Origin of the sequence: Fusobacterium ulcerans ATCC 49185, assembly GCF_900683735.1 — a bacterium.
In the GTDB taxonomy this organism is placed as follows: Bacteria; Fusobacteriota; Fusobacteriia; order Fusobacteriales; family Fusobacteriaceae; genus Fusobacterium_A; species Fusobacterium_A ulcerans_A.
On the sequence record NZ_LR215979.1, the window covers coordinates 75,010 to 89,448 of the forward strand.

Sequence of the window (14,439 nt, forward strand, 5' to 3'; positions counted from 1 at the left end):
TATTCTACATAGTACCATATATATAAAAAAAATTCAATAATACAGCTCTTTTTAAAAAAGAAGTAATATAGTATAATGAAGTAGACAAACAGAAAAATAGAAAGAAAATTTTGGAGGGATAATATGGATTATTATGTGGGAATCGATTTAGGTGGAACAAACACTAAAATAGGATTATTGAATATAGAAGGAGATATATTGAAAAGTTCCATAATAAAGACTCTTTCTTCAGAAGGGGTAGACAAAACAATGGAACGAATCTGGAGTGTTATACAGGAACTTGCAAAAGAAACAGATGTAAATATAGAAAATGTAAAAGGAATAGGAATGGGAATTCCTGGACCTGTGGAGGATCAAAGCATAGTTGCATTTTTTGCAAACTTTCCATGGGGAACTAATGTAAATGTAAAAGAGAAACTGGAAAAAATAACAGGAATAGAAACTAAATTAGACAATGATGCTAATATCATAGCATTGGGAGAAGCAAAATATGGAGCTGCAAAGGGAAGTAAAAGCAGTGTAACAGTTGCACTTGGAACAGGTATTGGTGGAGGAATATATGTAAATGGAATGCTTATATCTGGATTCAAAGGTGCTGGTGGAGAAATAGGACATATGAAAATAGTAAAAGATGGAAGGGTATGTGGATGCGGACAGAAAGGATGTTTTGAAGCTTATGCTTCAGCTACAGGATTGATAAGAGAAGCTGTATCAAGACTTACTGTGAACAAACAGAATCTTCTTTATACTATGATAGAAGGAAATATAGCTGGACTGGAAGCAAAAGATATATTTGATGCTGCTAAAGAGGGAGATGCTTTTTCATTAGATCTTGTTGACTATGAGGCAGAGTATTTAGCTATGGGAATAGCTAATATTTTAAATATAATAAATCCAGAAACAATAGTTTTAGGAGGAGGAGTTGCTTTAGCTGGAGATATACTTCTGGATCCTCTTAGAAAAAAATTAGAAAAGTATGCTCTTCCAGTTACGTTGGAAGATTTGAAAATTGTTCAGGGAATACTAGGAAATGAAGCAGGAATAAAAGGTGCAGTAGGGCTTTTCTCATAAAAACAATATGAGTTTATAAAAAACATTCTAGCAGAAAATTGAATTATTATTCCCTAGTTTATAAAGTTTTTAGAATTTTTATGTAAAGATATTGACAAAGCTTGAATAAAAGATTATATTAATTAGTGAAAGTATAGTTTTAAAATCTTAGTTTCATAAATAAATTGTAAAGTTCTAAAAAAGAACATGAGAACTTTATAAAAACTTAGGAGGTATTTTAGCTATGAAAAAAACAAGTTTAATATTGGGGGCACTATTATTAGTAGCAGGGTTAGCTGGATGTGGAGAGAAAAAAGAAGCAGCTCCTACAGATACAGCAGCAGCACCAAAAGCAGAGAAAAAATTAAGAATAGGTTTTACAGCTTATAAATTTGACGATAACTTTATTGCTCTATACAGAAAAGTTGTATTAGACGAAGCTAAGAAAATAGAAGACAAAGTTGATTTAACAATGGTTGATTCTCAAAACAGCCAACAAACTCAAAATGACCAAATTGATGTAATGCTTTCTAAAGGAACAGATGCATTAGCAGTCAACTTAGTTGACCCAGCAGCTGGACAAACAGTAATGGAAAAAATTAAAGCTGAAAATGTACCAGTTGTATTTTATAATAAAAAACCTGCAAAGGAAGTTTTAGCAGCTTATGATAAAGCTTATTATGTAGGAATCGACCCTAATGCTCAAGGAATAGCTCAAGGGGAACTTATCATGAAAGCTTGGAAAGCTAATCCAGATTTAGACTTAAATAAAGATGGAAAAATCCAATATGTAATGATTAAAGGAGAACCAGGACATCCAGATGCTGAAGCAAGAACTATTTATTCAATCAAAACTTTAAATGATAATGGAATAGAAACTGAAGAATTACATCTAGATGCTGCTATGTGGGATACTGCACAAGCAAAAGATAAAATGGATGCATGGTTATCAGGACCTAATGGAGATAAAATTGAAGTTGTTATCTGTAATAATGATGGAATGGCTTTAGGAGCTATTGAATCAATGAAAGCTGTTGGAAAGAAACTTCCAGTATTTGGAGTAGATGCTTTACCAGAAGCTATTGTTAAGATTGAAGCTGGAGAAATGGCTGGAACTGTTCTTAATGATGCTAAAGGTCAAGGAAAAGCTACTTGGGATATGGTAGTTAATCTAGCAGAAGGAAAAGCTCCAACTGAAGGAACTGAATGGAAATTAGATGAAAAAGAAATTTTAATACCTAGTATTGGAATTGATAAAGATAATGTAGCAGAATTTAAATAAGATAAAATTATATAAATAAATTATTTTGGGAAGAGAAGGGGGATTGTTTTGTAGACACATCTCCCTTTTTCCCAAAAAGGATATAGAAAAGAAAGTTAGTTATAGTGAGGAGACAATATGAAAAATTTAGAATATATGCTAGAAATGGATAATATCTCTAAAGAGTTTCCGGGGGTAAAAGCATTAGATGGGGCTAATTTGAAAGTTAGACCTCACTCTGTTCATGCACTTATGGGTGAGAATGGTGCTGGAAAATCAACTCTGATGAAATGTTTATTTGGAATCTATGAGAAAGATAGTGGAAAGATACTTTTTGAAGGGAAAGAAATAAACTTTACTTCTGCAAAGGAAGCTCTAGATAATGGAGTATCAATGGTTCATCAAGAACTTAATCAAGTACTTCAAAGAAATGTGCTTGATAATATCTGGCTTGGAAGATACCCGCAAAAAGGATTTTTTATAGATGAGAAAAAAATGTATAATGACACTAAAAAAATATTTGAAGAACTTGAGATAGATGTAGATCCACGTTCAAAAGTAGCAGACCTAGCTGTTTCAGAAAGACAAATGATAGAAATAGCAAAAGCAGTATCATATAATTCGAAAATAATCGTGATGGACGAACCAACTTCTTCACTTACTGAAAAAGAGGTAGAACATCTGTTTAAAATAATTAATAAATTAAGAGATAGAGGATGCGGAATTGTATATATTTCTCATAAAATGGAAGAGATAAAAGCTATATCTGATGATATAACTATCCTTAGAGATGGTAAATGGATAGCTACAGAATCAGTTGCAGATCTTTCAACTGACCAAATAATAAATATGATGGTAGGAAGAGATTTGACTAATCGTTTTCCTCCAAAAGATAATGTGGTAAAAGAGTGTATTTTAAAGGTTGAAGGACTTACAGCTGCAAAACAGCCATCTATTAATAATATCAGCTTTGAACTTCATAAAGGTGAAATATTGGGAGTAGCTGGACTGGTTGGAGCCAAGAGAACAGATATTGTAGAAACAATATTTGGTATAAGAGAAAAAGCAGCAGGAAATATATTTTTAAATGGAAAGGAAGTTAAAAATAAGACTCCTAATGAAGCAATAGAAAATGGATTTGCTTTAGTAACAGAGGAACGTAGAGCTACAGGTATATACAGTATGCTGAATGTAGGTTTCAACTCAACTATTTCAAATCTTGATAGATATTTAAGTAAATTCCGTTTATTAAGTGATAAGGGGATTAAAAAAGATACTCAATGGGTAATTGACAGTATGAGAGTAAAAACACCTTCTCAATCAACAAGTATAGGTTCTTTGTCTGGAGGAAATCAGCAGAAAGTAATATTAGGAAGATGGCTTTTAACAGAGCCAGATGTACTTATGCTGGATGAACCTACAAGAGGAATAGATGTTTTGGCAAAGTTTGAAATTTATCAGCTTATGATTGAACTTGCTAAAAAAGATAAAGGAATTATTATGATTTCTTCTGAAATGCCAGAACTTCTGGGAGTAACAGACAGAATACTTGTTATGAGTAATGGTAGAGTTGCAGGGATAGTAAAAACATCTGAAACAACTCAGGAAGAAATAATGACTTTATCAGCAAAATATCTATAGAAAAAAAGGGAGAAAAAAATGAATATACGTACAAAAGATGGAAAAATTGATTTTAAAAAATTATTTATACAAAGTGGACTTTATCTTGTTCTTTTCTTGATGCTGATTTTAATAATAGCTAAAGAACCTTCGTTTTTAAGTATAAGAAATTTTAAGAATATTCTTACTCAATCATCAGTTAGAGCAATTATAGCTCTTGGAGTTGCTGGATTGATTGTAACTCAAGGTACTGACCTTTCAGTAGGTAGACAGGTAGGATTTTCAGCTGTTATCTCTGCAACATTGCTGCAGGCCACTACCAATGTAAATAAAGTATTTCCTAATTTAGAGGAATTCCCAGTTATTGGAGCAATTCTAATTGTAATGGTTGTAGGTATGATAATTGGATCAATAAATGGTCTTATAGTTGCAAAACTTAATGTTCATCCCTTTATTGCTACTTTGGGAATGATGACTATTGTTTATGGAATCAATTCATTATATTATGACTATGTTGGTGCTTCTCCAATATCAGGATTCAGTAAAAGTTACAGTTCATTTGCACAGGGATATATAGGAACTCCAAGTTTTAATATGTCTTATCTTATTATATATGCTGCAATTGCTACTGTAATAATGTGGATATTGTGGAATAAAACAAAATTTGGAAAAAATGTTTTTGCTGTTGGTGGAAATCCAGAAGCAGCAAAAGTATCTGGAGTAAATGTAGCTTGGACACTTGTAAAAATATATGCCCTATCAGGAATGTATTATGCTTTTGGTGGATTGCTTGAGGCTGGACGTATTGGATCAGCAACAAACAACTTAGGAAATATGTATGAAATGGATGCCATTGCAGCCTGTGTTATTGGTGGAGTTTCATTTTATGGAGGAGTTGGAAAGATATCTGGGGTAATAACAGGAGTTATCATCCTTACTGTTATCAACTATGGTTTGACTTATGTAGGAGTAAGTCCATACTGGCAATATATCATAAAAGGTATGATAATTGTAGCTGCTGTGGCATTTGATGCTATCAAATACTCTAAGAAAAAATAGTTGAAACATTATAACATACAGAGAAAATAAATTTTGAGCCTGGCTTGTAGAAGTCAGGCTTTTTTTACAGATATCTTCCATCCTCACATTGACAAAATGTCGAATCTACAATATAATTATATAGACATAAAAGCATATAATCAACAAGTATATAGACTAATAATATAACTATAACGACTAAGGAGTAAAAATGCAGTGTACTAAGATACTAACTGATAAAAATAATGAAGAACTTGCTGTACATGGAAATTATGAATTTCCCTGTGCTGTATATTTTTCAGATGTATCTAAATATACAGCTGGAGAGATAGCATGGCACTGGCATAAAGAAATAGAGATAATAACTATATACAAAGGGACACTCTATATTGAGATAGAAAATAAAAAGTTTACTCTTAAAAAAGGAGAAAGTCTTTTTATAAATTCAGAAGAGATGCATTTTATGAGAATGGATGCAAGAGAGGAATGTAGAATAATATCTTTTGTATTTGATAAAGTGCTGATATGTGGAGAAAAGGGGAGTAAGATAGATCAGAAATACATAATACCTCTTATTAACTGCAAGGAGCTTTCAGCATTGGAGCTAACAGAAGAGGATTCTCAGAAACTCATACAAGGATATTTTTCCTATGCTGATGAAATATTAGGCTATGAAATAGTAATAAGAAATGTACTAAGTGAAATACTCTTGAATATAGTGAGAGAAAATCAGGAGCTTTTAGAAAAATCCAATGGGAGTAATAATACAGACAGAGAACGAATGAAGTATATGCTGACTTTTATACATAAAAATTACTCTGAAGATATAAGTCTTGGAGATATAGCAAAGGAAGCATTTATAGGAGAAAGGGAAGCATTGAGATGTTTTGCAAGAACAATAGGAACATCACCAATAGAATATCTACAGAAATATCGGATATATACAGCAGCAGAACTCCTTAGAAAAAGTGAACTTCCAGTAACAGAGATATGCTTGCAGGCTGGATTTAATAGTCCAAGCTACTTTTCAAAAGTATTTTGCAGAATGCTGGGAATGACTCCAAGAGAATACAGAAAAAATAAATTAAATTTAGATATAAAAAACAAGATTTTTTTATTAGATGACAAATAAATAATTTTTATTGAATATACCTTATCTGTTGAATGTGAACAGCAGATTAAGGTATATTTTTTTATGCCATTTTTGTGCAGAGATTGAGAGGAATTATAATTTATATTATGCTAAACTTTATTTACTATCGATAGAAATTAGTTAAAGGAGCAATCTATGGAAATAATTCAGATAAATAATCTTATAAAAAATTATAAAAACAGAGAGAAAGTATTAGATATAGAAAAACTTATAATTAAACAGGGAGAAATTTTTTCACTTTTAGGACCTAATGGAGCTGGGAAATCAACTTTGATAAATATATTGACCACTTATTTAAATTATAATGGTGGTGAAGTGAAAATATCAGGAAAAGATTTAAGAAAAGAGAGTCAGGAAATAAGAAAAGAAATAGCTTGTGTAGCACAAAATATATCTATTGATGAACATCTTTCTTTAGAGGAAAATTTAATTTTTCAAGGGGAATTGTATGGAATAGCAAAAAATGAACTTAAAAACAGAGCAGAAATATTCATACATGAATTTGACTTGGAAGAATATAGAGAATATCCAGTTTCTACATATTCAGGAGGGGTAAAAAGAAGATTGGATATTGCTGTGAATATGATATCATATCCTAAAATATTATTTTTAGATGAACCAACAGTGGGAATAGATATACATTCAAGAAAATCTATATGGAAAATGATGAGAAAAATAAAAGAAAAATATGGTACAACTATTTTTTTAACGACACATTACCTTGAAGAAGCTCAGGAATTAAGTGATTATATATGTATATTAAAAAATGGAAATATAGCAGCTCAGGGAACTATTGATAGTTTAGGAAAATACATAAATCAAAAGATTGTAAAGATAGGATTTAAAAATGAAGAAATTGCTGAATATGTAAAAGAAAAAATTTTTGAGAGAGATGATATGGAGTTAAAAAAAGATGAACTTTATTTAAAAATAAATAATCAGAGTGAAATTACCCATTTAAATAAGATTTTATTGGATAACAAAATAAACTTTGTATATTTTGGGTTATTAAAACCAGATTTAGAAGAAATTTTTTTGAATATTATGAAGGAAAGTAAAGAGGGTGAAAAAATATGGCTCTAGGAACAATTTTCAGAAGAAATTTAAAGTGGCGTATCCAGAATCCAATAACTATAATAATGAGTATCCTACAACCTATGTTATGGCTTATTTTTTATAGCAAAGCAGCTGAAATGACCATGAAAGGAGAGACAGGAGGAAATTATATTGAATTTATACTTCCAGGAATATTAGTGCTTGTTATTTTTTCAAGTTCAGGGAGTAGTGGGATAAGTAACTATATAACTAAAAAGAATGGAAGTTTTTACAGAATATTAATATCACCTGTAAAAAGAAGTGATATTATTTTAGGACATCTTCTTGAAACTATTACTGTTTCTTTTTTAGAAATTGGGATATTGATTGCAATTTCAGCTTTTTCATCTATCTATATAAGAAGTGGAATAAAAGGAATAATTGTAATTATAATTCTTCTCTTTTTAACTGCTTTCTTTACAGCAGGGGTATCATATTTTTTAAGTCTTCTTCTCCCAAATGAAGATGCTTTTTTTACAGTAATCAATACTTTAGTTCTTCCAGTATTTTTTATAAGTACAGCACTTTTTCCATTAAAAAATATGACAGGAAATTTTAGAACGGCAGTACTTATGAATCCATTTACTCATATAATAGAAAATATAAGAAATCTTATGATGAATCAATATATTTGCTGGAAAGAAGTAATATTTACAGGAGGAATATTTTTTATACTGTGCTGTATAATTTTTGGAGCAATATTGAGTAAACTAAAAGGAGATAAAAAAGTATAGGGAGAATTTTTTTATAATGTTATGATAGAAAGAAAGGAGAAATATGATGGAATGGATAGAAAGACTCAATGAAGCTGTTGAATATATAGAAATGAATCTTGAAAATAAAATAGATTATACTAAAGCTTCTAAAATAGCCTGCTGTTCTGTCTATCATTTTCAGAGAATGTTTTCATATATTGCAGGGGTAACATTGGGAGAATATATCAGAAGAAGAAAAATGACAAAAGCTGCTTTTGAGCTCCAAAGAAGTGATATAAAGATACTGGAACTTTCAGCTAAATATGGATATGATTCACCAACTTCTTTCAGTAGAGCTTTTCAAAGTATACATAAAATTTCTCCCTCTATTGCTAGAAATAAAAATATAACATTAAAAACATATCCTAAATTAACATTTTCACTTTCAGTTAAAGGAGAAGAGGAATTAGAGTACTATATAACTGAAAAAGATTCTCTTGATATATTAGGAATTGGAAAAAAGATTGAATTGGATATGGAGAAAAATTTTTCTGAAATTCCTGATTTCTGGAATGAAAATATAAAAAATAAAAATATAGAAAAATTATTAAAATATAATGAAAAGGATAAAAATATCCTTGGAGTTTCATTATATAACAATAAGGAAGTTTGGTACTATATAGCTGTCTTTAATGATAGAGAAGGTGAAGATGGTATGGAAAGGCATAAAATACCTGGAGGAACATGGGCAGTTTTTAGATGTTCATCTCCTTTTTTAGAAAATTCACAAAAAATTTACAGAAGATTCTATACTGAATGGCTTCCATATTCAGGATATACTTATGCTGAGACTGCAGATATAGAAATTTATCCTGACAGCAATGAAAAGGATATGGAAATATGGTTTTCTATAAAATAAAAAAAATATTGTGCTTTAAAAAAAAATATGATATACTCATTAAGTAAAAAATATTTACAAATAAAAAAAATATCCAAAGAAAAACGTGCAATTTTTCTTTAAAATAAAAGACGATTTTTTTTTCGTCTTTTTTTGATTATTGAAAATAAAATTACTTTATGGAGGATATTTATGAAAGAAACTAAGTACATATTTGTAACAGGCGGAGTAGTATCATCATTAGGAAAAGGGATAACAGCATCTTCATTAGGTAGACTGCTTAGAGAAAGAGGATATAATGTAACTATTCAAAAATTTGATCCATATATTAATATTGATCCAGGAACAATGAACCCATATGAACATGGAGAGGTTTTTGTAACTGATGATGGAGCTGAAACAGATTTAGATTTGGGACATTATGAAAGATTTATTGATCAGAATCTTACAAAATACAATAATATAACAACAGGAAAAATATATCAGTCAGTTATAAACAAAGAGAGAAAAGGGGAATATTTAGGTAAAACAGTTCAGATAATTCCTCATATTACAAATGAGATAAAATCAAAAATAGAGATAGTAGGAAAAGCTAATGATTCAGATATAGTTATAACAGAAATCGGAGGAACAGTAGGAGATATTGAATCTACTCCATTTCTGGAAGCAATAAGACAATTCAGATATGATGTAGGACGAGAAAATGTTATCTATATTCATGTGACCCTTCTTCCTTACTTAAAAGCAGCAGGAGAATTAAAAACTAAACCATCTCAACATTCAGTTAAAGAACTTATGGGACTTGGAATAAGACCTGATATTCTTGTGTGCAGAACAGAGCATCCTATCAGTGATGATATAAGAAGAAAGCTTTCAATGTTCTGTGACATAGATATAGATGCAGTAATAGAAGCACAAGATGCCGGAACTATATATGAACTTCCTCTTGTGATGGAAGAAAAGGGGCTGGCAAAAACAGCTTGTAAAAAACTTGGGATAGAAGACAGAGAGATTGATCTTACTCCTTGGAAAGAGGTTGTAGATAAGATAAAAAATCCAAAGGAAAGAATAAGATTAGCAGTAGTAGGGAAATATGTTGAATTGAAAGATGCATATATAAGTGTAAATGAAGCTATAGAAAATGCAGCCTATGCTCAAGGATGCAAGGCTGAAATTGACTATATTCAGGCAGAAAATCTTGATATAAAAAGACTTGAAGGATATAATGGAATACTTGTGCCAGGAGGATTTGGGAACAGAGGTATTGAAGGGAAAATGGAGGCAATAAAATTTGCTAGAGAGAATAAGATTCCTTTCCTTGGAATATGTCTTGGAATGCAGCTTGCAGTAATTGAGTTTGCCAGAAATGTAATGGGAATGTCTGGAGCAAATTCTACAGAATTTGATAAGGATACTAAGTATCCAGTGATAGATATTATGATTGATCAAAAAAATATAGAGAACATGGGTGGAACAATGAGATTAGGTGCATATCCATGTGTACTTAAAGAAGGAACACTTGCAAGGGAACTTTACAATGAAGAGCTGATATATGAAAGACATAGACACAGATTTGAATTTAATAATAAATTTAAAGATGAGATACAAAAGGCAGGGCTTTTAATATCAGGGAATTCTCCTGATGGAACACTTGCAGAGATAGTGGAGCTTTCAAAAGAAGTTCATCCATTCTTTATAGCAGGGCAATTTCATCCAGAATTTAAAACAAGACCAAATAATCCTCATCCATTATTCAAGGGCTTTGTAGAGGCGATATATAAAAAACAATATAACAAATAAAAAATATAAACATATTAGGAGGCTATCTCATAAGCAGAAGAATGTTTTAAAAATTTTATCTGCTTATTTGATAGTTTTTTTTATGAAATGGTTCTGATTTTAGGATTATACTTTGTAAAGAAAATATAGCTAATATCAGTATTTTATGATAAAATAAAGGGAAGTCTTAAATAACAGGTGATTAAATATGTTTTTGCCTACAACGATGGAAGAGGTAAAGAAATTAGGATGGGATTCTTTAGATATAATATTAATATCCGGAGATACATATATAGATTCTTCCTATAACGGAAGTGCACTGATAGGAAAATGGTTATATAAGCATGGATTTAAAGTTGGAATAATATCTCAGCCAGATATCAATAGTGATAAAGATATTACAAGACTGGGAGAGCCTAATTTATACTGGGCAGTTTCAGCAGGGTGTGTAGATTCCATGGTAGCTAACTATACAGCAACAAAAAAGAAAAGGAAAAGTGATGATTTTACTCCAGGGGGAGAAAATACAAGAAGACCAGACAGGGCTTCTATTATGTATACTAACCTTATAAAAAGATTTTTTAAAAATGGAAATGCTCCTGTAGTTTTAGGAGGAATTGAAGCAAGTTTGAGAAGAATCACTCATTATGACTATTGGAGTAATAATTTGAGAAGACCTTTGATATTCGATGCAAAGGCAGATATTCTCTCTTATGGAATGGGAGAAAAATCTATGCTGGCTCTGGCTCAGGCACTGAAAGGTGGAAGAGAATGGAGAAACATAAGAGGGTTAAGTTATATAGCTAAAGAAAAAAAAGACAGCTATTTGGAGCTGCCGTCTTTTGAGGAGTGTGTGAAGGACAAGAAGGTGTTTGCAAAAGCTTTTGATATATTCTATCACAACTGTGATCCAATTACGGCTAAGGGATTATGTCAGCCTTGTGGGGACAGATATTTGATACAGAATCCTCCAAGTGAAAATTTTACATCAGAGGAACTGGACGATATTTACTCTATGGATTTTGAAAGAGATGTACATCCTTATTACAAAGCTATGGGAGAAGTGAGAGCTTTAGACACGATTAGAACTTCTGTGACTACTCATAGAGGCTGCTATGGAGAGTGTAATTTCTGTGCAATAGCTATTCATCAAGGAAGAACAGTTATATCAAGAAGTCAGGACTCTATTGTAGAAGAGGTAAAAGAGATTGCCTCTGCTTCTAAATTTAAAGGATATATAGCAGATGTAGGAGGACCTACTGCTAATATGTATGATGTGGAATGCAGCAAGAAATTAAAGCTGGGAGCTTGTCAGGATAAAAGATGTCTTTATCCTCATAAATGTCCAGCATTGAAAATAGATCATAACAGTCAGATAGAACTTTTAGATAAATTAAAAAATATTGATAAAATCAAAAAAATATTCATTGCATCTGGAATAAGATATGATATGATTTTAGATGATAAAAGAAATGGACAGATATATCTTGAAGAAATAATTAAAGATCATGTATCTGGACAGATGAAAATAGCTCCTGAACATACAGAGGATAAAGTTTTAGCTCTTATGGGAAAACAGGGGAAAGCTCCTTTGAAGGAATTCAAGGAAAAATTTTATAAGATAAACAGTAAATTAGGAAAAAAACAGTTTTTAACTTATTATTTGATAGCGGCTCATCCAGGGTGTGATGAAAAAGATATGCTTGATCTGAGAAGATTTGCCTCATCTGAACTAAGGATAAATCCAGAGCAGGTACAGGTATTTACCCCTACACCGTCTACATATTCTACACTTATGTATTATACAGAAATGGATCCTTTTACAAATAAGAAACTTTTTGTAGAAAAAGATAATGGAAAGAAGCAAAAACAAAAGGATATTTTAATTCCTAGAGAAAATAATAATAAGAGAAGATAAATAATTTTAATTAAATAGGGAGGTATATAATGAAGCCTATTGTTGCAATCGTTGGAAGACCAAATGTTGGAAAATCGACACTTTTCAATAATCTGATAGGAGACAGAATAGCTATAGTTGATGACATGCCAGGTGTTACAAGAGACAGACTATATAGAGAAACAGAATGGAATGGAGTGGAATTTGTTGTAGTAGATACTGGAGGTCTTGAGCCAAGAAACAACGAATTTATGATGACAAAAATAAAGGAACAGGCAGAAGTTGCTATGAATGAAGCTGATGTTATCCTTTTTGTAGTTGATGGAAAGTCAGGAGTTAACCCTCTTGATGAAGAGATAGCGTATATCCTTAGAAAAAAACAGAAGCCTATCATCTTATGTGTAAACAAGATAGATAATTTCCTTCAGCAGCAAGATGATGTTTATGATTTCTGGGGACTTGGATTTGAACATCTTATCCCAGTTTCAGGAGCACACAAGGTAAACCTTGGAGATATGCTGGACATGGTAACTGAAATGATAGAAAAAATCGACTTGCCAGAAGAGGAAGAAGATGTATTGAAACTTGCTATCATAGGAAAACCAAATGCTGGAAAATCTTCACTGGTAAACAGATTGTCAGGAGAAGAGAGAACTATTGTAAGTGATATAGCAGGAACTACAAGAGATGCTATTGATACTATTGTTCAATACAAAGATAACAAATACATGATAATAGATACTGCTGGTATCAGAAGAAAATCAAAAGTAGAAGAAAGTCTTGAATACTATTCTGTATTGAGAGCTATCAAGACTATAAAGAGAGCAGATGTATGCATCCTTATGCTTGATGGTAAAGAGGGACTTACTGAGCAGGACAAGAGAATAGCAGGAATAGCTGCTGAAGAATTGAAGCCAATAGTTGTAGTAGTCAATAAATGGGACTTGGTAGATAAGAATAAAGTATCTATGAAGAGTATGAAAGAAGAACTTTATGCTGAACTTCCATTTTTATCATATGCTCCTATAGAGTTTGTTTCAGCTCTTACAGGGCAGAGAACTACAAAAATACTTGAAATATCAGATACAATCTATGAAGAATATACTAAGAGAATATCTACAGGTATTCTAAATACAGTATTGAAAGAAGCAGTATTAATGAATAATCCACCTACTAGAAAAGGTAGAGTAGTAAAAATTAATTATGCTACACAAGTTTCAACTGCACCACCAAAATTTGTATTATTCTGTAACTACCCAGAACTTATACATTTCTCATATGCTAGATATATTGAGAATAAATTCAGAGAAGCATTTGGGTTTGATGGATCACCTATCCTTATCAGCTTTGAAAAGAAAAATGCAGAAAAAGACTAGAATAAAAAAAGCTCCCTTGGTTCATTCAAAGGAGCTTTTCTATTATCTCTTAGGTACTATTTCTATCCAATATCCATCAGGATCAGTTACAAAATAGATTCCCATAGCAGGATTTTCAAAAGCTATACATCCCATTTCTTTATGTTTTTTATAGGCAGCATCATAATCATCAGTAACTAAAGCTAAGTGAAATTCCTCATCTCCAAGGTTGTAAGGCTCTTCTCTATCTCTCATCCAAGTCAGTTCCAAAGAGAAGTTAGTTTTTCCATCTCCTAAATATACCAAGATAAAGCTTCCATCTTCTGCTTCTTTTCTTCTTACTTCTTTAAGTCCAAGAGCTTCTTCATAGAATTTTAAACTTCTATCTAGATCAAAAATATTAAAATTAAAATGGTTAAATGTAAAGTTCATATATTACCTCCTGAGAAAATTATCATATATATTTAGAGTATCTCAAATGAACAGTATTGTCAATTAAAAAGAGAATGACTTCTAGTTGAAATATAATTTTAGAACTTTTCCAGTATAAATATTTGTTATTAATTTCGATCTTAAAACTAAAAATAGTAAACTCACT

General features: G+C 31.2%; 12 protein-coding genes. 11 read left to right on the forward strand and 1 reads right to left on the reverse strand.

Features of this window, described 5'->3' with window-relative positions; genetic code table 11:
- Nucleotides 1-123 precede the first annotated feature (123 nt).
- From E0E45_RS00375 to der, 11 genes are all read left to right on the forward strand, one after another.
- Nucleotides 124-1,071: an ROK family protein gene (locus tag E0E45_RS00375; RefSeq protein WP_130889313.1), complete on the forward strand. Its 948-nt coding sequence runs from the start codon at nucleotides 124-126 to the stop codon at nucleotides 1,069-1,071.
- A 223-nt stretch (nucleotides 1,072-1,294) separates the two neighbouring features.
- On the forward strand, nucleotides 1,295-2,332 hold the full coding sequence (mglB, locus tag E0E45_RS00380) for a galactose/glucose ABC transporter substrate-binding protein MglB (RefSeq protein ID WP_130889314.1): 1,038 nt from the start codon (nucleotides 1,295-1,297) through the stop codon (nucleotides 2,330-2,332).
- Nucleotides 2,333-2,449: 117 nt separating this feature from the next.
- Nucleotides 2,450-3,952, forward strand: a complete 1,503-nt coding sequence (mglA, locus tag E0E45_RS00385) for a galactose/methyl galactoside ABC transporter ATP-binding protein MglA (RefSeq protein ID WP_005979258.1) — start codon at nucleotides 2,450-2,452, stop codon at nucleotides 3,950-3,952.
- 18 nt (nucleotides 3,953-3,970) lie between these two features.
- Nucleotides 3,971-4,990, forward strand: coding sequence for a galactose/methyl galactoside ABC transporter permease MglC (gene mglC / locus E0E45_RS00390; RefSeq protein WP_005979260.1), 1,020 nt, complete (start codon nucleotides 3,971-3,973; stop codon nucleotides 4,988-4,990).
- 190 nt (nucleotides 4,991-5,180) lie between these two features.
- Nucleotides 5,181-6,101, forward strand: a complete 921-nt coding sequence (locus tag E0E45_RS00395) for an AraC family transcriptional regulator (protein WP_005979262.1) — start codon at nucleotides 5,181-5,183, stop codon at nucleotides 6,099-6,101.
- Nucleotides 6,102-6,257: 156 nt separating this feature from the next.
- Nucleotides 6,258-7,205 (forward strand): ABC transporter ATP-binding protein, encoded by a 948-nt coding sequence (locus tag E0E45_RS00400; protein ID WP_130889315.1) that lies wholly within the window; start codon nucleotides 6,258-6,260, stop codon nucleotides 7,203-7,205.
- Entirely contained in the window at nucleotides 7,196-7,951 is a 756-nt protein-coding gene (locus E0E45_RS00405; protein ID WP_005979266.1) for an ABC transporter permease, read from the forward strand. Before E0E45_RS00400 ends, E0E45_RS00405 begins: the two co-directional genes overlap by 10 nt.
- A gap of 46 nt (nucleotides 7,952-7,997) precedes the next feature.
- The gene (locus tag E0E45_RS00410; protein ID WP_130889316.1) at nucleotides 7,998-8,831 is read left to right on the forward strand and encodes an AraC family transcriptional regulator; all 834 of its coding nucleotides are present in this window, start codon (nucleotides 7,998-8,000) and stop codon (nucleotides 8,829-8,831) included.
- A gap of 171 nt (nucleotides 8,832-9,002) precedes the next feature.
- A complete protein-coding gene (locus E0E45_RS00415) occupies nucleotides 9,003-10,610 on the forward strand; it encodes a CTP synthase (RefSeq protein WP_130889317.1) in 1,608 nt (535 codons plus the stop codon).
- A 187-nt stretch (nucleotides 10,611-10,797) separates the two neighbouring features.
- The gene (locus tag E0E45_RS00420; RefSeq protein ID WP_130889318.1) at nucleotides 10,798-12,507 is read left to right on the forward strand and encodes a YgiQ family radical SAM protein; all 1,710 of its coding nucleotides are present in this window, start codon (nucleotides 10,798-10,800) and stop codon (nucleotides 12,505-12,507) included.
- A 29-nt stretch (nucleotides 12,508-12,536) separates the two neighbouring features.
- Complete coding sequence (gene der / locus E0E45_RS00425; RefSeq protein WP_096403955.1) at nucleotides 12,537-13,862, forward strand: ribosome biogenesis GTPase Der; 1,326 nt, start codon at nucleotides 12,537-12,539, stop codon at nucleotides 13,860-13,862.
- A 42-nt stretch (nucleotides 13,863-13,904) separates the two neighbouring features.
- On the opposite strand, the gene E0E45_RS00430 is transcribed toward der, so the two are convergent.
- The gene (locus tag E0E45_RS00430) at nucleotides 13,905-14,273 is read right to left on the reverse strand and encodes a VOC family protein (protein ID WP_130889319.1); all 369 of its coding nucleotides are present in this window, start codon (nucleotides 14,271-14,273) and stop codon (nucleotides 13,905-13,907) included.
- Nucleotides 14,274-14,439: the final 166 nt, after the last annotated feature.